Origin of the sequence: Neorhizobium lilium, assembly GCF_004053875.1 — a bacterium.
In the GTDB taxonomy this organism is placed as follows: Bacteria; Pseudomonadota; Alphaproteobacteria; order Rhizobiales; family Rhizobiaceae; genus Neorhizobium; species Neorhizobium lilii.
This window is the reverse complement of sequence record NZ_SBIP01000003.1, coordinates 334985-350790: the sequence shown is the minus strand read 5'-3', so window position 1 is coordinate 350790 and position 15806 is coordinate 334985. Positions and strand designations below refer to the sequence as shown.

General features: G+C 61.3%; 16 protein-coding genes. 1 reads left to right on the top strand and 15 read right to left on the bottom strand.

What is annotated here, in order from left to right; all coding sequences use genetic code 11:
- Nucleotides 1–58 precede the first annotated feature (58 nt).
- The 13 genes from EPK99_RS14305 to EPK99_RS14245 form a co-directional block, all read right to left on the bottom strand.
- Nucleotides 59–1225: a hemolysin family protein gene (locus EPK99_RS14305; RefSeq protein ID WP_128443757.1), complete on the bottom strand. Its 1167-nt coding sequence runs from the start codon at nucleotides 1223–1225 to the stop codon at nucleotides 59–61.
- 11 nt (nucleotides 1226–1236) lie between these two features.
- The gene (gene ybeY / locus EPK99_RS14300) at nucleotides 1237–1746 is read right to left on the bottom strand and encodes an rRNA maturation RNase YbeY (RefSeq protein ID WP_128443756.1); all 510 of its coding nucleotides are present in this window, start codon (nucleotides 1744–1746) and stop codon (nucleotides 1237–1239) included.
- A 16-nt stretch (nucleotides 1747–1762) separates the two neighbouring features.
- Entirely contained in the window at nucleotides 1763–2818 is a 1056-nt protein-coding gene (locus tag EPK99_RS14295) for a PhoH family protein (RefSeq protein ID WP_128443755.1), read from the bottom strand.
- Between the two features lie 22 nt (nucleotides 2819–2840).
- The gene (gene miaB / locus EPK99_RS14290) at nucleotides 2841–4253 is read right to left on the bottom strand and encodes a tRNA (N6-isopentenyl adenosine(37)-C2)-methylthiotransferase MiaB (RefSeq protein WP_128443754.1); all 1413 of its coding nucleotides are present in this window, start codon (nucleotides 4251–4253) and stop codon (nucleotides 2841–2843) included.
- Between the two features lie 82 nt (nucleotides 4254–4335).
- Nucleotides 4336–4959, bottom strand: a complete 624-nt coding sequence (locus EPK99_RS14285) for a DedA family protein (RefSeq protein ID WP_128443753.1) — start codon at nucleotides 4957–4959, stop codon at nucleotides 4336–4338.
- Nucleotides 4960–5070: 111 nt separating this feature from the next.
- Entirely contained in the window at nucleotides 5071–5883 is an 813-nt protein-coding gene (olsA, locus tag EPK99_RS14280) for a lyso-ornithine lipid O-acyltransferase (protein ID WP_128443752.1), read from the bottom strand.
- The gene (locus EPK99_RS14275; protein WP_128443751.1) at nucleotides 5880–6308 is read right to left on the bottom strand and encodes a Fur family transcriptional regulator; all 429 of its coding nucleotides are present in this window, start codon (nucleotides 6306–6308) and stop codon (nucleotides 5880–5882) included. The genes olsA and EPK99_RS14275 overlap by 4 nt, the downstream gene beginning before the upstream one ends.
- Nucleotides 6309–6355: 47 nt before the next feature.
- Nucleotides 6356–6850, bottom strand: a complete 495-nt coding sequence (locus EPK99_RS14270; protein ID WP_128443750.1) for a GNAT family N-acetyltransferase — start codon at nucleotides 6848–6850, stop codon at nucleotides 6356–6358.
- An 85-nt stretch (nucleotides 6851–6935) separates the two neighbouring features.
- Entirely contained in the window at nucleotides 6936–7631 is a 696-nt protein-coding gene (gene tsaB, locus EPK99_RS14265; protein WP_128443749.1) for a tRNA (adenosine(37)-N6)-threonylcarbamoyltransferase complex dimerization subunit type 1 TsaB, read from the bottom strand.
- Nucleotides 7632–7650: 19 nt separating this feature from the next.
- On the bottom strand, nucleotides 7651–8217 hold the full coding sequence (locus EPK99_RS14260) for a NifU family protein (RefSeq protein WP_128443748.1): 567 nt from the start codon (nucleotides 8215–8217) through the stop codon (nucleotides 7651–7653).
- A gap of 109 nt (nucleotides 8218–8326) precedes the next feature.
- The gene (locus EPK99_RS14255) at nucleotides 8327–8818 is read right to left on the bottom strand and encodes a universal stress protein (protein ID WP_128443747.1); all 492 of its coding nucleotides are present in this window, start codon (nucleotides 8816–8818) and stop codon (nucleotides 8327–8329) included.
- Between the two features lie 118 nt (nucleotides 8819–8936).
- Nucleotides 8937–10001, bottom strand: coding sequence for a tryptophan--tRNA ligase (trpS, locus tag EPK99_RS14250; RefSeq protein ID WP_128443746.1), 1065 nt, complete (start codon nucleotides 9999–10001; stop codon nucleotides 8937–8939).
- Between the two features lie 153 nt (nucleotides 10002–10154).
- Nucleotides 10155–10547, bottom strand: coding sequence for a VOC family protein (locus tag EPK99_RS14245; RefSeq protein ID WP_128443745.1), 393 nt, complete (start codon nucleotides 10545–10547; stop codon nucleotides 10155–10157).
- 353 nt (nucleotides 10548–10900) lie between these two features.
- Here EPK99_RS14245 and EPK99_RS14240 point away from each other — a divergent pair, with 353 nt between their 5' ends.
- Nucleotides 10901–11341: a YcbK family protein gene (locus EPK99_RS14240; RefSeq protein ID WP_128443744.1), complete on the top strand. Its 441-nt coding sequence runs from the start codon at nucleotides 10901–10903 to the stop codon at nucleotides 11339–11341.
- 13 nt (nucleotides 11342–11354) lie between these two features.
- Here the strand turns inward: EPK99_RS14240 and murJ are convergent, their stop codons facing one another.
- On the bottom strand, nucleotides 11355–12923 hold the full coding sequence (gene murJ / locus EPK99_RS14235) for a murein biosynthesis integral membrane protein MurJ (RefSeq protein ID WP_128443743.1): 1569 nt from the start codon (nucleotides 12921–12923) through the stop codon (nucleotides 11355–11357).
- A gap of 33 nt (nucleotides 12924–12956) precedes the next feature.
- Entirely contained in the window at nucleotides 12957–15791 is a 2835-nt protein-coding gene (locus EPK99_RS14230; protein WP_128443742.1) for a [protein-PII] uridylyltransferase, read from the bottom strand.
- Nucleotides 15792–15806: the final 15 nt, after the last annotated feature.

The following is a 15806-nucleotide window of genomic DNA, read 5'->3' as shown; positions in this document are numbered from 1 at the left end:
GCGAATCAGCCGCAGTCTTCCAAATAAACTGTGGCTTGTCCCGATACGGCTGCCGAAATCAGCCGTTCGGACGCTCGCCGTCCTGACGAGGCGGGGGCAGGAGAACCGTCGGCGTCTGGTCGGTCAGCAGCACCTCGCCATCGCCTTTCTGGCGGCGTCTTGCGAGGGCGCGCTTGCGCAGGATGCGGACCCGCTTGATCCGGCGTGGATCTGCGTCGAGAATCTGGAACTCGAAGCCGGGAACGGCCTGGACGACTTCGCCCCGCACCGGAATGCGGCCGAGCGCCGAGAAGATGAGGCCGCCCAGCGTGTCCACATCCTCGAGCCGATCGCGAATGTCGAAATCCGAGCCGACCGCCTTGGCGATCTCCTCGAGCTCGACGCGCGCATCGGCGACGAAGACATCCTCGCTGACCTGAGAGAAACGGACTTCCTCGTCGTCGTGCTCATCCTCGACGTCACCGATGACCATTTCGACAATGTCTTCATGTGAGACGAGACCGTCCGTGCCGCCGTACTCGTCGATGACGAGGGCGAGCTGGGTGCGGGCCGCCTGCATGCTCTGCATGAGATCGGACGCGAGCATGGAAGGCGGAACGAACAGGATCTTGCGGATCAGCCCGGCTTCCGCCACCGTCTGCTCCAGATCGACACGGCCCAGATCGAAGGCTGGCTTCGGCGTGCGGGCAGGCCTTTCCGCCTTTTCAGCGGTGGGACCGGTTGCGGATGTCGCACTCGGGCGGCCGCCGGCGCGCCGCTTGTTGCGGGCCTGTTTGGCGAGGTAGGACAGGAGATCGCGGATATGCACGAAGCCGCGGGCATCATCCAGATTGTCGCCATAGACGGGCATGCGCGAACGCCCGGTCTCCTCAAAATGAATCATTAAATCGCCGATGGTGATGTTCATCTCCACCGCTTCGATATCGGCACGCGGAACCATGATGTCCTCGACGCGAACTTCCCGGAAGCGGAGGATGTTGTGCAGCATGGCCCGTTCTTCAGGCGAAAACGCGCTGCTGACACTTGTGTCGGTCATCAGGGCATCTGCGAGGTCCTCGCGCAGCTGCTCTCCCTGCGAAGGGCGCAGCAGGCGGACTGCCCGTGACCAGAAGGTGCTGTGATGCCTCTGATGGGTATCCGGTTTAGACGGACTACTGCCATCCTCCGAAGAGGAGGATTCGGCGTCCCTGCCCTCACGGGCGTGGCTTGTCGAAAAGTCGTTCATAATCTCTCAGACTAAAATATCGGGTCCTGCCCTGCGTAAGGATCAGATAGGCCAAGTTGGGCCAGAATGCGAGTTTCCAGATCTTCCATTTTTTCCGCCTCGCCCTTTTCCATGTGATCGTAGCCGAACAGATGGAGGAATCCGTGGACAAGAAGGTGAGTCAGATGATCGCTGAAACTCTTCTCGAGATCAACCGCCTCACGCTCGACCGTTTCCCGGGCAATGATGATATCTCCGAGCATCGGCCCCGGCATCTTGCCAGGCTCTAGCGGAAAGGCCGGGAAAGACAGGACATTGGTCGGCTTGTCCTGAGACCGCCATTCCGCATTGATCTCACGAATGGAGGCATCATCGGTGAAGACCAGCGAAAGCTCCGTCGCCGCTTCCGGGAAGGGCTGACCTTCCTTCGCAGCAAGAAAATCGGCCGCCGCACCGAGCGTATGTTCGCTCAGCGCCAGAAGCGACGGCTCATCCGGCCATGCTTCGTCTTCCCTGCTGATCTGAATATCGAGTTTGGGCATCGGTGCGATTACGGCATCAGTTGCCGGAACCCTCGCTTTCCTCGTGAACGGCGTACTGCGCGTCATAGGCGCGAACAATGCGCCCGACCAGCGGATGACGCACCACATCGACATCCTTGAACCGGACGACCGAAATGCCTTCGACGCCGTGCAGGATCTGGAGAGCCTCCACGAGGCCCGACTTGACGCCGCGCGGCAGGTCGACCTGGCTGGGGTCGCCGGTGATGATCATCCGCGCATTTTCGCCAAGCCGCGTCAGAAACATCTTCATCTGCATCGATGTGGTGTTCTGCGCCTCGTCCAGGATGACGGCGGCGTTGGACAGGGTGCGTCCGCGCATGAAAGCCAGAGGCGCAATTTCGATCACGCCCGCCGTGATGGCACGCTCGACCTTGTCGCCGGCCATCATGTCGTAAAGCGCATCGTAAAGCGGGCGCAGATAAGGATCGACCTTTTCCTTCATGTCGCCGGGCAGAAAGCCCAGCCGCTCACCCGCTTCGACCGCCGGGCGAGACAGGATGATCTTGTCGACCGCACCGCGTTCCAGAAGCATGGCTGCATGGGCGACGGCGAGGTAGGTCTTGCCGGTGCCGGCCGGGCCTACACCGAAGACGAGCTCGGACCGATCGAGCGCCCGCATATAGGCGTCCTGGGTCGGCGTGCGGGCTATGATCGTCTTTTTCTTGGTGGAGATCTGGCTCATGGAGAGCTTGGCCTTTTTCTCCATCGTCGGCAGCTGGAGCTGATCGTCGGCGGCCTGCGCCATGCGTATTGCACCTTCCACGTCGGACACCTCTACCGTACCGCCCTTTTGCACCCGCTCATACAGGAAGTCCAAAGCGCGCCGTGCCTGATTGGTTGCGGTAAGATCGCCGGAAATCGCAACGGAATTTCCTCGCGGGCGGGCATCGATATGCAGCCGCTGCTCCAGGAGTTTCAGGTTCTGGTCGAATTGACCGAAGAGCTCGCTTGCGAAGCGGTTACTCTCGAACGTCAGGACAAAGTGATTGGCGTCGGTCGCGGCGGTTCGGGTCGGGCGCGCGGGTGAAGTAGCCAATTCATGTCCGTTCAAGTAGGCAAGCTCCCCAAATGGTTCAGGCCCCCATCAAACGCTCAGCCGGTTCGGCAAACAAGCTGTTGGGACCAGTCCCGATGATTCGTACAGGAATAATGTCACCGATCTGCGATGTTTTTGCATCAACATTCACAGATTGTAGCCATGGAGAGCGTCCGATCACCTGCCCTGGCATGCGCCCGGGCTTCTCCAGCAACAAATCCATGACGCTTCCTACGCAGGAAGTGGCGAATCGGGCCTGCTGTTTCAAGAGCAGGGCCTGCAGTCTTTCAAGCCTTTCTGCCTTCACCTCTTCGGAAACATGGTCTGCCAGATCGGCGCCGGGCGTTCCGGGACGCGTCGAATACTTGAAGGAGAAGGCCTGGGCGTAATTGACCTCTTCCACGATGCGCAGCGTATCCTCGAAATCCCCATCCGTTTCACCGGGGAAACCGACGATGAAATCTCCCGACATGGCGATGTCGGCGCGGGCGGTACGGATGCGTTCGACGAGCCGCAGATATTCCTGCCCCGTGTGACGGCGGTTCATGGCCTTGAGAATGCGATCCGAGCCCGACTGCACCGGCAGATGCAGGTACGGCATCAGCGTCCTCAGGTCACGGTGCGCATCGATCAGCCGATCGTCCATGTCGCGCGGATGGCTCGTGGTATAACGCAGGCGGGCCAGTCCGGGAATTTCCGCCAGACGATAGAGAAGATCGCCAAGGCTCCAATCCCGGCCATTCGGGCCTTCGGCGCGCCAGGCATTGACGTTCTGGCCGAGCAGAGTGATCTCGCGGACCCCGCTTTCCGCCAGCCGCTGCGCTTCCGCGACGATCTGGGCGACCGGACGCGACACTTCCGAACCGCGCGTATAGGGCACGACGCAGAAGGTGCAGAATTTATCGCAGCCTTCCTGCACGGTCAGAAAGGCCGTCACGCCGCGGCTGCGGATGGTCGCCTTTTCCGTCGCCGGCAGATGTTCGAACTTGTCTTCGACGGCATAGTCCGTATCGACCACCGGCTTGCCACCGCGCGCGCGCCGCAAGGCCTCCGGCAGGCGATGATAAGTCTGCGGCCCGATGACCACATCGACTGCGGGTGCCCGACGAATGATTTCCTCGCCCTCGGCCTGGGCCACGCAACCGGCGACGCCGATCATCAACTCCCTGCCCTCAGCGGCGCGCGCCTTCTTCATGTCGCGCAGGCGCCCAAGCGCGGAATAGACCTTGTCGGCGGCCTTTTCGCGGATGTGGCAGGTGTTGAGCAGGATGAGATCGGCCTCGCCCATCTCTTCGGTCGTCACATAGCCCTCGCTCGCCAGGGCATCGCCCATGCGCGTCGAGTCATAGACGTTCATCTGGCAGCCGTAGGTCTTGATGAAGACCTTGCGGCTGTTTTTGATCTCGCCAGCATCAGGGGCGGCGACCGGAATGGAGACGTGTTCGTTCATGGCCCGCTCATAGCGCAAGAAGGTCCGGAAATGAAGCCTTTCCGCACCTGCCTGCTGGAAGGTATCTCAGGACGGCCCGGGATTACCGATTTTCCGCCAGCTTGGCGCGCCGCCAACGGCGCCAGACGAAGAAGGCGATACCTTCGCTCACCATCAGGATGATCATGACCTCGAGGGCGAGCGTGGTGATGTTGCCGCTGAAGGAATAGCTGGCGCAGATATAGCCGATAATGAAGAAGAGCCCGTTCCAGATGGTCACGCCGATGCCGCTCGCAAGCGCAAAGGGGCCTGGCCGCACCTTCAACAGGCCGGCAATCGCCGGCGCCACAAGCCGGATGGTCGGAATGAGCTGCGATGTGAAGGAGAGCGCGGACTGATTGGTTCTGAAGTAGACGATGAGGCTTTCCACCCGTGCCGAAGAGGTCCCGAACAGAAGCGCGAAACGGATCAGGAAGCGGGTCGCCCGCTCCACCGGAACGCTGACGGCCATCAGGTAGTAGATCGACCCGCCGACATAGCTTCCAGCCACCGCGGCCATCAGCCCTGCCGGCGCGGCCCAGGCGCCGGACTGAGACGCGATCCCGATCGCGACCAGGATCGCATAGGACGGGAAGATCGGCACTATCCGTTCGGAGAAGGCGACGAGGAACACCCCAAGCAGCCCATATTCCGCAGCCCAGGCGATCAGTTGTCCAAGTGGATCCATTGTTCCTACAAACTGCTTTTAACGAAAGATATCGGTGGATGATCAGCGGCTGTGCAGCCAAATGCGTATTCGTAAGGCCACGCGCAAGACGACGCCGTGAAGCGGTTTGCGTCAGTCGGCTGTCATGCCGTCATAATCGCGGCCGCGCAAGTGCTTGATCAGCATGCGGCGGAGCCTGCTCGTGACGGCTTGGCTGAGGTGCTTGCGGTTGTCGCCTGCACGGAACTCTATGGCATCGCCAAAGGCTACGTCCACATCGATCGCTCCTTCCCTCATGACGCCCAGAAGATGGGGGGCAAGCTCGACATCGCCCGGCCAGGCTGCAATGGGACGATGAAACCTGCCCATCGCCATGCCATGCACCCGCGTATAGGCGATTGCGACGGGCTGAACATGCACTATCCCTTCGGGTGTTTCCGGGGCGGCGGCAGCGGCGGCACCGAACAGCGAGGATTTCACCTCCATCAGCCGGTTGCCGTCGGATGTCGTGCCTTCCGGGAACAGCACGACGATTTCGCCCGCCGTCATGCGCGCGGCGATCTCGTTCACCTGCTTGCCCGTTCCGCGTTTGTCCTCCCGCACCACGAAAATACACTTCTGAAGCTTGGCAAGCGTCCCGAAGATCGGCCAGCCGGCAACTTCGGCCTTGGCTATGAAGATCACGTCGGCCACTGCTCCCAAAACCAGAATATCCTTCCACGATACATGGTTGGAGGCCAGCATGAGCGGGCGCCGCGTTTCCAGCCGGCCGTGGACATGGATACGGATGCCCAGCAGGAAGCAGGCCGCCCTGTGCCAGTAGCGCGGAACATAGCGGCGGATCTTGAGATCGAAGGCAAGGCCGGCAAGCTGGAACGGCAGGAGGACCAGCGTGACCACCACAAGAGCGATGACGATGAGACCGATCCGAAGATTGGTGATCACGTCTCGTCCTTGTCCAGCGGAATGCCATAAAGCTCCAGCCGATGTCCGACGAGGCGGAAGCCATGCTCACGGGCGATCCGCTCCTGCAGCGCCTCGATCTCGGCCGAGCGGAATTCTATGACGGTGCCGGTATTGAGGTCGATCATGTGGTCGTGATGCTCTTCCGGCACGGTTTCGTAGCGGGAGCGCCCGTCGCGAAAGTCGTGACGTTCGATGATGCCCTCGTCCTCGAACAGCTTGACCGTTCGGTAAACGGTCGAAATCGAAATGCGAGGATCGACCTTGGAGGAGCGTCTATACAGCTCCTCGACATCCGGATGATCGTCGGACTCCTGCAGTATGCGGGCGATCACGCGCCGCTGGTCGGTCATGCGCATGCCCTTTTCGGCGCACAGCTCCTCCAGGGTCTTGGAAAGCTCTGTCATGACACTCGGCCTTTGGAATATTGCGGTATATCGGTGTTGCTTAGGGACTAGCGAAGAACACGGCTCATGACAAGCGCAGAGGATCGCGTCCCATCGGCCGCTTTATAGTAGGCAGGCCTCTCCCCAACCGTGTGGAAACCGAGCTTACCGTAGAGCCTTACCGCAGCCTCGTTGGCAGCCTCCACCTCCAGGAACATGCTTTCGGCGCCGCGGGACGAGGCTTCCCGGAGCGCTGCCTGCATGAGGCGCCATCCGAGGCCCTGGCGGCCAAACTTTTCGCCGACGGCGACGGTCAGGATCTCGGCTTCGCCCGCCGCCTCGCGCGACAGGACAAAGCCGCCCAGGGGCTGGGAGAAGAAAGCATTGGTCTGGCGTGCCGCAAAACCGAACACACCGCCCTGCAAGAGCAGGTTCTGAAATTCGCCATCGTTCCATCGGCGTGGGAAACGCTGGCCGTGGAGTTCGGAAATCTCGACGCAGTCCTCGACCTTCATCGGGACGATCTCGAAAAAAGGCTTCCAGCTGAGATAGTCTTCAAACATGGTTCATTCGCAAAAGGCTGGCGCCGCATCCTCGATGCCCGAAGCAACTAAAGGCCGCGGCAGAAAACAGGATACTACAGGCTCGTCAATCCGCTGTGAATGTTGCCTTGCGCTCAAGCGCAAAACCTGTCTGCGGTTTGGCATCGGGACCGCGGAGGTAGAGCGGTTTCGGGCGGTCGGAGGTCTGCGGCTTTCCGGCGCCGATGCGCGCGACGACGGCGATATCGAAGCGGTCGCGACCTGCGAATTCCGGATTGTCGTCGGCGACTGGGTGTTGCTCGGGCCGAGGCGCCCAGGACCCGGTGACATCTGCGGACAAAACTCTTGCAAGCTCGGCCACGTCGTCCGGCGAAATGGCCGCGGGGCCGTTCAGCGGATGGCTGTCGGCGCCGAATGCCTGTGTATAGACCTCGTTGCGCTTCGCATCCATGGCGACGACCACCGGCGAACCGGGGTGCTCAACCTGATAGGTATGCGCCAGAACTTCGAGCGTCGTTACACCGACGGCGGGCACACCAAGCGCGAGCGCAAGACCGCGCGCCGCTGCAACCCCGACTCGGATGCCGGTAAAGGAGCCGGGACCGACCACGACTGCGATCCGCTTGACCGAGCCAAGTTGAAGGTTGGCCTCGGCCAATGCCTGATCGATAACCGCCATAAGGCGTTCCGCATGGCCCTTGCCGATCGGCTCGGAGACGACAGACAGGACACGACCGGCCGCGCTGTCATACAGCGCAGCAGAGCAATCCACCCCGGCGGTATCGAGGGCCAGAACAATCATGATGCGAGCGGCAGCGTCCTCAGAGAGCTTCGACGGCCTGAACTTCAGGCACGAAGTGCTTGAGCAGGTTCTGGACGCCGTGCTTCAAGGTTGCGGTCGAGGACGGGCAGCCGGAGCATGCGCCCTTCATGTTGAGATAGACCGTGCCTTCGCGGTAACCCTTGAAGGTTATATCGCCGCCATCCTGGGCGACAGCCGGGCGAACCCGCGTTTCCAGCAATTCCTTGATGGTTGCGACGATCGTCTCGTCGTTCGCGTCGAAGAATTCGCCTTCTTCGTCAGATGCCTCCGCAAGGCTCGACGTTCCGCCCATGACCGGCTGGCCGGACATGAAATGCTCCATGATGGAGCCGAGAATGGCCGGCTTCAGGTGCTGCCACTCGGCACTATCCTTGGTGACGGTGATGAAGTCGTAGCCGAAATATACGCCTGTCACACCGCCGATGCCAAACAGCCTGCCGGCCAGCGGCGAGGCCTCGGCTTCTGCCGCATTCCGGAAATCGGCCGTCCCCTTTTCCATCACGACCTTACCCGGCAGAAACTTCAGGGTCGTCGGGTTCGGTGTGGCTTCCGTTTGAATGAACATGGCATGTCTCCTGCCGCAAAGGCCGTCAATTTAGAATTCTTCAAAAGAAGATAAGCCCGATCAGCTTTTCGTTCAAGTGCGCCTTTGGCCGTTTCCGGTCAATACAAGATCAAGCCAGAGCGTCGATTTCCTCGTCAGTCAGCGTATCGGGCAGGACGGTGACGGGAATGGGAAAGGCAGCGCCCCGGCCGGCGACTGCGGAGACCAGCGGCCCCGGCCCTTCCTTGGCGGAGGCGGCGGCCAGAACCAGGATGGCGATGTCCTGGTCTTCCTCCACAAGCTGGTTGATCTGTTCGGTGGCATTGCCTTCGCGAATGACGATCTCAGGGTCGAGGCCTACCGTGTCGCGCACCCGCTGGGCGGCTTTTGCCATTAAGGCTTCCGCCTCTTCCCGCGCTTCAGCCCGCATGATCTGCTCGACGCCCAGCCATTGCTGGAAATCGCCGTCCGGGATCACATAAAGCAGGACCATGCTTCCATTGGTGTTCTTGGCGCGGCGCCCGGCGTAATGCACGGCCTTTTCGCATTCCGGCGTGCCGTCCATGACGGCCATGAACTTGCGCCTGTGACCCTCCAGCCGCGACAGCCGTTTGGAAACCATGCCTTCCCCCCTCGCCACATCCTGACGACCGTAAGGCCGTATCTTCGAGCTTATACCAACCCATGAAAATGAAAACCCGCCGCGGGAGCACGGCGGGTTCGGATGAAAGTAGGTCGGCTCAGCGCAGGAAGCCGACGATGTCGAAAACGTCGTTCATGACCAGCTCGGCGCGCTCCCTTGCGCGCTCTCCGCCGTCCTTAAGGATCGCGTCGATATGGCTCGTGTCGTCCATCAGCCGGCGCATTTCCCCGGTGATCGGCGACAGGACAGTGACGGCAAGATCGGCAAGTGCGGGCTTGAAGACGGAGAACTGCTGGCCGCCGAACTCCTTCAGAACTTCCGCCTTGCTCTTGTCGGACAGCGCCGCATAGATGCCGACGAGGTTTGCCGCTTCCGGCCGGCCTTCCAGCCCTTCCAGTTCGCTCGGTAGACCGTCCGGGTCCGTCTTTGCGCGGCGGATCTTCTTCAGGATCTCATCGGCATCGTCCATCAGGTTGATGCGCGAGAGATCCGACGGGTCTGACTTGGACATTTTCTTCGTGCCGTCGCGAAGCGACATGACGCGCGGCGCCGGACCGTCGATCAGCGGCTCCACCAGCGGGAAATAACCATGGATCGGTTCTTCGCCCACGACCATATCGACGCCAGTGCCGGTGGCGCGGATCTTGTCCTGGAAGTCGATATTGAACTTCTGGGCGATGTCGCGGGCAAGCTCCAGGTGCTGTTTCTGGTCGTCGCCAACCGGCACATGCGTAGCGCGGTAGACGAGGATGTCGGCGGCCATCAGGCTTGGATAGGCCAGCAGGCCGAGCGAGGCGTTTTCGCGATCCTTGCCGGCCTTGTCCTTGAACTGCGTCATACGGTTCATCCAGCCGATACGGGCAACGCAGTTGAAGATCCAGGCGAGTTCCGCATGCTGCGGCACGGCCGACTGGTTGAAAACGATATGCGTCTTCGGATCGATGCCCGAGGCGATGAAGGCGGCGGTGATGGAGCGGGTCTGGCCACGCAGGTCCTCGTGGACCAGCTGGGCGGTGATCGCGTGAAGATCGACCACGCAGTACATGCAGTTGTTGTTTTCCTGCAGCGCCACGAATTTGCGGATAGCACCGAGATAATTGCCCAGGTGAAGATTGCCGGTGGGCTGGACGCCCGAAAAGACTAGCGGCTTGAAGCTGTTCATATCGTCCTCGATCAGGCTGGTGGAAGGCCCCAGGCCTTGGGATTGCGCGGCGCCGGAAGGTTGGAATGCCTCCGGTTGTCGCGCCCCGCGGGCCATGTTGCTAACGGGCGGGCTTATGCACGGCCCGCAGTCAAGGATCAAGAGGATGTTTGCTTAGGCGTGCTGGATGAGATCCCAGAGGTTGCCGTAGAGATCCGCAAACACGGCAACCGTGCCATAAGGCTCGTGGCGCGGCTCCTCCAGGAAGCGGATACCCTTCTCCAGCATCGCGGCATGATCACCGGCGAAGTCGTCCGTCTTCAGGAAGAAGCTGACTCGTCCGGCCGTCTGGTTGCCGATCGCCGTCTGCTGCGCCTCTCCCTCCGCCAGCGCCAGCAGCAGTGCTGCGCCTTCTCCACCGCCCGGCTTTACGACAAGCCATCGCTTGGCGTCCGGCAGTGAAGTGTCGAAGACGCATTCGAAGCCGAGCAGCCCGCAATAGAAGCCCTTGGCGCGGTCATAATCATCTACGATGAGGGTGACGAGAAACAGCGATCTGTTGGACATGGCAGGCTCCCTTTGGCGTATCAGGACCTGCGGAGGCCTAACAGAACATGCCGCGTTACTCCAGTTCCACCGCTGGCGGCGCTTCCGCCAAGGTGGGAAGCCAAGAATCTTTGCCGCATCCGGACAGTGTAGATGAAGCTCTTCGTCTTGGCCCTAAAGCGCTGAAATCCAAGGCTCAAAAGCAAAAGCGTTCCAGCACTTTGCCATGAATGGTTAACCCCGATTAACTCCTGCGGCCAACAATTTCAAAATTGAAGCAAATTGCTCCTTATTGACGTCACTTTTTGGAATGAAATGCTCCCGCTGAAGCAAGTGGCCAACCATGACGGCTGGTCCATTTTCAGGAGATATACATGCGCATCTTGTTTCGTGTCGCGCTCGCCGGTCTTTTGTCCTTGAGCCTTGCCCTACCGGCCTTTGCCGCTGACAGTCAGAAGCGCCGCGGAACCAGCTTCAAGCACGATTACTCAGCCTTCTACACGGTCCAGCGCATCAGTGTCCGGACGAGTTGCTTTCCGGAAAAGCTGGAAGCGGTGCTTGCCCATATCGCCCAGGATGTGGGACGCAAGCCGATCGTCACCTCCGGGCATCGCCCGCATTCGGGTGGCTCCCAGCACAGTCATTGCTATGCAGCCGATATCCGGGTGCCGGGCGTTTCCGATCGGCAGGTTCTCGCCGCCGCAGCGGAATCGCCGGGTATCGGCGGCATAGGACAATATTGCAACGGCATCATCCATGTGGATGTCGGCCCGAAGCGCACCTGGAACTACTGCAGCAAGCGCAAGCGCCGCTAGGGCCTGTGGACAGTCATGTCTTCGCCCGCCGCTTCATGTTGCGCCGGATCATGCCGAGATCGGCACCGCCGATCAGGAAGGCGATGGCGAAGTAGACGACCATCGACAGGCCCAGGAGAACGCCAAGCGCGGCGATCTTGTGGAGCAGCGGTGAGCCGGAGGCGAGCCAGGGTGCCGCATGAGGCAGCGCGTAGATGAGCACCGCCGACATGATCGCCGCCGATACCAGCAGCAGACCGGCGCGGCGGGCCAATGCCCAATCCCACACGAGATGGCCGCGCCAGACGAGGGTCGAGAACAGCAGGACGGTGTTGGTCCAGCCGGCCGTGGCCTCGGCGGTCGCAATGCCGCGCTCGGCGATCAAGGGGAAGAGCGAGATCGCCAGGCCCGAATTGATGACGACGGACAGCATGGTGAAGCGCATCGGCGTTTTGGTATCCTCGCGCGCATAAAACCCCGGCTGCAACGCCTTGATCATCACGAAGCCCGGAAGTCCCAGGCCGTAAATCGCCAGGATGGAGCCGACGACTGCCGTATTTTGCGCTGTAAATTGACCGCGCTCGTAGAGGACGCGAATGATGGGGTCCGAAAGTATCCACAGGCCGGCCGCAGCGGGCAGCGTCAGGAACAGCACGAATTCGATGGAGCGGTTCTGGATATTGGCTGCTTCCTTCCCGTGGCCGGCCTTCAGGGCACGCGCCAGTTCCGGTAGGAGCACGACGCCCACGGCAACGCCGACGACACCGAGCGGCAGCTGGTAGATGCGGTCGGCATATTGAAGGGCCGCGATGGCGCCCTCCTTGCCAGAGGCGATAGCCTGGCCGATCATCTGGTTGATCTGCGTGATGCCGCCGGTGACGGCCGCAGGCACGGCCAGAACGAGCAGCCGCTTGACATTGGGCGTCATCCGCGGCCGCCGGAAGCCGATATTGATGCCGGCATGGCGCACACCGGCATAGACCACGGCCATCTGCAGGACGCCTGCGAGCAGCACGCTCCAGGACAGATACCAGGCGATCGTGCGCGGATCGGCATGGATCCAGAGCCCGTAGAAGAGGGCCGCGATCATGACGACGTTGAGGAAGACTGGCGCAACGGCTGCGGCAAAGAAATGGTGCAGCGAGTTCAGCATGCCGGAGAGCATGGCCGTCAGCGACATGCACATGAGATAGGGGAACATCACCGCCGCCATGCGAACGGTAAGCGAGGTCTTCTCCGCGTCGTCTGCAAAGCCCGGCGCAATCACCCACTCCACCAGCCACGGCATCATCAGTTCCATGACGATGGTGATCAGCAGCAGGGCAGAGAACAGCACCCCGAAGACTTCCTCGGAAAACCGCTTGGCGCCCTCCACGCCGTTCGCTTCGATCTCCTTGGAGAACAAAGGCACGAAAGCGGCGTTGAAGGCACCTTCGGCAAACAGCCGGCGGAAGAGGTTGGGAAAACGAAAGGCTGCGTAGAAGACGTCGGCCATGGGGCCGGTCCCCAAAGCTGCGGCCATGAAGGTCTCGCGGGCAAAACCGAAGATGCGGCTGCCGAGCGTGGCGCCGCCGACGGTCGCGAATTTTCTGACGAGGCTCATGACGTTAGGCTCACCGGTTCACGTATTCGGACCTCACGCGCCGGTTTTGACACGGCGTGAGGGTGTGGCTTGCGGCAGCGGCGCCGGAGCGATGATGCCGGATGGCATGCCGGTGCGCAGTTCGTCCTCCTGTTCGGCCATGACGGCCTTGAGGCGGGCCGTGATGCTGCCCTGGCGGTTCTCGTTGGTCACTTTGAGGCCCACCAGATCCGTCACATAGAAGGTATCGATGACCTTCTCGCCGAAAGTCGTGATGCGCGCCGAATGAATGTCCAGCGACAGATCCGCAAGCACCGCAGTGATGTCCGCAAGGAGACCCGGGCGGTCGAGGCATTCGACCTCGATGACCGTGACCTTGTTCGACAAGCCGTTGGAGATGATGACCGATGGCGGAATGTTGAACGTCTTGTTTCTCTTGCGGCCCTTTGTCCGCGTCGCGATAACTTCCGGCAATCGCTTCTTGCCCGACAGCACGTCCTCGATCATCCGGCTGATCGTTCCGGCGCGGCGCAATTCGTCTTCGCCGATCTCGAATTCCCGGTTGATCAGGATCGTATCGAGCGCCCGGCCGTCCGACGTGGTGAAGATATGAGCATCGGCAATGTTCGCACCCGCTGCCGCACAGGCGCCGGCGATAATCGATAGAAGCCGCGGATGGTCAGGCGCCAAGACCGTGATCTCGGTAATGGCGTGAAAGCTGTCCGTGCGCACCATGGTGGCCAGCGCCTGGCCCTTCTTGTCCGTTTCGCGGATGAACCTGGTATGCCGCACCTGATCCTCGAGAGAGACGGAGAGCAGATAGGGATGATAGTGCAGCTTGGCATAGGTGCGGCGGTCCTTGCTGCTCCAGTCGTCAAGCGCCCCGATAAGGGCTTCCTCCGCGACCTTGGCGCGCTCCTTGCGGGACACTTCCGAAAAGCCGCCGGAGAGCAGAAGCTCCGTCTCGTAGTAAAGCCCGCGCAGGAGCTGGCCTTTCCAGCCGTTCCAGACGCCGGGGCCGACGGCGCGAATATCGCAGATGGTGAGGATCAGCAGCAGCTTCAGCCGGTCCATGGACTGGACCTTCTCGGCGAAGTCGGTGATCGTCTTGCGATCGTGAAGGTCGCGGGTCTGCGCGGTCATGGACATCAGGAGATGTTGCTCGATCAGCCACACCACAAGCTCCGTCTGCTTGACGTTCAGGCCGAGACGCGGGCAGAGGCGCCGCGCAATCCGGGCACCTGCAAGCGAATGATCCTCCTCACGGCCCTTGGCAACGTCATGCAGCAGCACCGCGACGTAAAGAACCTCGCGCTCCTCGATATGAGGCATGACCTTGTTGGCGAGCGGATGGATGTCGGCGGCTCTGCCCTGGTCGATTTCAGCCAGCGCATCCACGGCGCGGATCAGGTGCTCGTCGACCGTATAGTGATGATACATGTTGAACTGCATCATCGCGACGACCTTGCCGAATTCCGGAATGAAGCGGCCGAGCACACCCGCCTCGTTCATGCGGCGCAGAATGAGTGCCGGGTCGCGCCGCGACGTCAGCATGGACAGAAAGAGCCGGTTGGCTTCAGCGCTTTCCCGCACCGCATTGTCTATGAGGGCGAGTGAGCGGGTCATGCGCTTCAGGGCGTCCGGGTGGAGCTCCAGGCCCGCCAGGTCGGCCACATGGAAGAAGCGGATAATACTGACCGGGTCGCGCTTGAACACGTCCGGATCGGCCAGCGTGATACGGCCGCGATCCTCGACGAACTCCAGCGTCCCGGGGATCTTGTGGAGCCGTTTGGTGAAACGCGAGATGACCCGCCGGGTCAGGCCCGGAGCGGCCATGGCCTGCTTTTCCTCCAACGCCGAGCAGAGGATGCGAGTGAGATCGCCGACATTCTTGGCGATCAGGAAGTAGTGCTTCATGAAGCGTTCGACCGCCGACAGGCCCGGCCGTGGCTGGTAGCCCAGGCTTTCGGCGATCTCACGCTGGATGTCGAAGGAGAGCCGTTCCTCGGCCTTGCCCGTCAGGAAGTGCATTTGGCAGCGGACCGCCCAGAGGAAATCGTCCGCTTTCTCGAACGTCCGGGCTTCTTCGCGCGATAATACGCCGAGCTTCACCAACTCAGTCGTCTCGCGCACCCGGTAATAATATTTGGCGATCCAGAAGAGGGTGTGAAGGTCGCGCAAGCCGCCCTTGCCCTCCTTGACGTTCGGCTCGACCAGATAGCGGGTATCGCCTGCCTTCTTGTGGCGCTGGTCGCGCTCGGCAAGTTTGGCGGCGATGAATTCGGGGCCGGTGTCGGCAACGACTTCCTTATCGAAGCGGCTCTCGAGCTCGCTCACCAGCGCGCGGCGGCCGCAAATGTCGCGGCTCTCCAGGATCGCGGTACGGATGGTCATGTCGCTCTTGGCGAGGCGAATGCACTCTTCCACCGTGCGGGTCGCATGGCCGACCTTGAAGCCGAGATCCCAAAGTACGTAGAGCAGGAACTCCACCGCTTTGCGCATATTGTCGGTGTTCTTTTCCGGGAGGAGGAAAAGCAGATCGATATCCGATCCCGGCGCCAGTGTACCGCGGCCATAGCCTCCGACCGCGGCCACTGCAATCGTGTCGGCCTCGGGATAGACATGGCGTCCGGTTGCTTCATACAGCACGCAGATCAACTGGTCCTGAATCCAGGAGATGCGGCGGGCGCAATTCAAACCGCTGCCGTCCTTGTCCAGCAACTTGCGCGCCTTCTCCCGACCTTCCGTGCTGGCGCGCCTCAAAATGGGCAAAAGCGCCGAGCGCTTGTCCAGAAGCGGTCGTTCGGGGCTGCTTACCACCTCCTCGCATTCGGCTTTCAGGCGAACAAGGTCAATGAGGTCGGAAAAATCGATATCGTGTCTGGCCATGTCATCCTACCGGTG

Bases quoted from the DNA above. Each gene is read 5' to 3' on its own strand.
- ybeY (WP_128443756.1), bottom strand. From the start codon at position 1,746: ATGCCCAAACTCGATATTCAGATCAGCAGGGAAGACGAAGCATGGCCG.
- miaB (WP_128443754.1), bottom strand. From the start codon at position 4,253: ATGAACGAACACGTCTCCATTCCGGTCGCCGCCCCTGATGCTGGCGAG.
- EPK99_RS14230 (WP_128443742.1), bottom strand. From the start codon at position 15,791: ATGGCCAGACACGATATCGATTTTTCCGACCTCATTGACCTTGTTCGC.
- murJ (WP_128443743.1), bottom strand. From the start codon at position 12,923: ATGAGCCTCGTCAGAAAATTCGCGACCGTCGGCGGCGCCACGCTCGGC.
- EPK99_RS14285 (WP_128443753.1), bottom strand. From the start codon at position 4,959: ATGGATCCACTTGGACAACTGATCGCCTGGGCTGCGGAATATGGGCTG.
- EPK99_RS14275 (WP_128443751.1), bottom strand. From the start codon at position 6,308: ATGACAGAGCTTTCCAAGACCCTGGAGGAGCTGTGCGCCGAAAAGGGC.
- EPK99_RS14255 (WP_128443747.1), bottom strand. From the start codon at position 8,818: ATGGTTTCCAAACGGCTGTCGCGGCTGGAGGGTCACAGGCGCAAGTTC.
- EPK99_RS14260 (WP_128443748.1), bottom strand. From the start codon at position 8,217: ATGTTCATTCAAACGGAAGCCACACCGAACCCGACGACCCTGAAGTTT.
- EPK99_RS14305 (WP_128443757.1), bottom strand. From the start codon at position 1,225: ATGAACGACTTTTCGACAAGCCACGCCCGTGAGGGCAGGGACGCCGAA.
- EPK99_RS14240 (WP_128443744.1), top strand. From the start codon at position 10,901: ATGCGCATCTTGTTTCGTGTCGCGCTCGCCGGTCTTTTGTCCTTGAGC.
- EPK99_RS14245 (WP_128443745.1), bottom strand. From the start codon at position 10,547: ATGTCCAACAGATCGCTGTTTCTCGTCACCCTCATCGTAGATGATTAT.
- trpS (WP_128443746.1), bottom strand. From the start codon at position 10,001: ATGAACAGCTTCAAGCCGCTAGTCTTTTCGGGCGTCCAGCCCACCGGC.
- EPK99_RS14270 (WP_128443750.1), bottom strand. From the start codon at position 6,850: ATGTTTGAAGACTATCTCAGCTGGAAGCCTTTTTTCGAGATCGTCCCG.
- tsaB (WP_128443749.1), bottom strand. From the start codon at position 7,631: ATGATTGTTCTGGCCCTCGATACCGCCGGGGTGGATTGCTCTGCTGCG.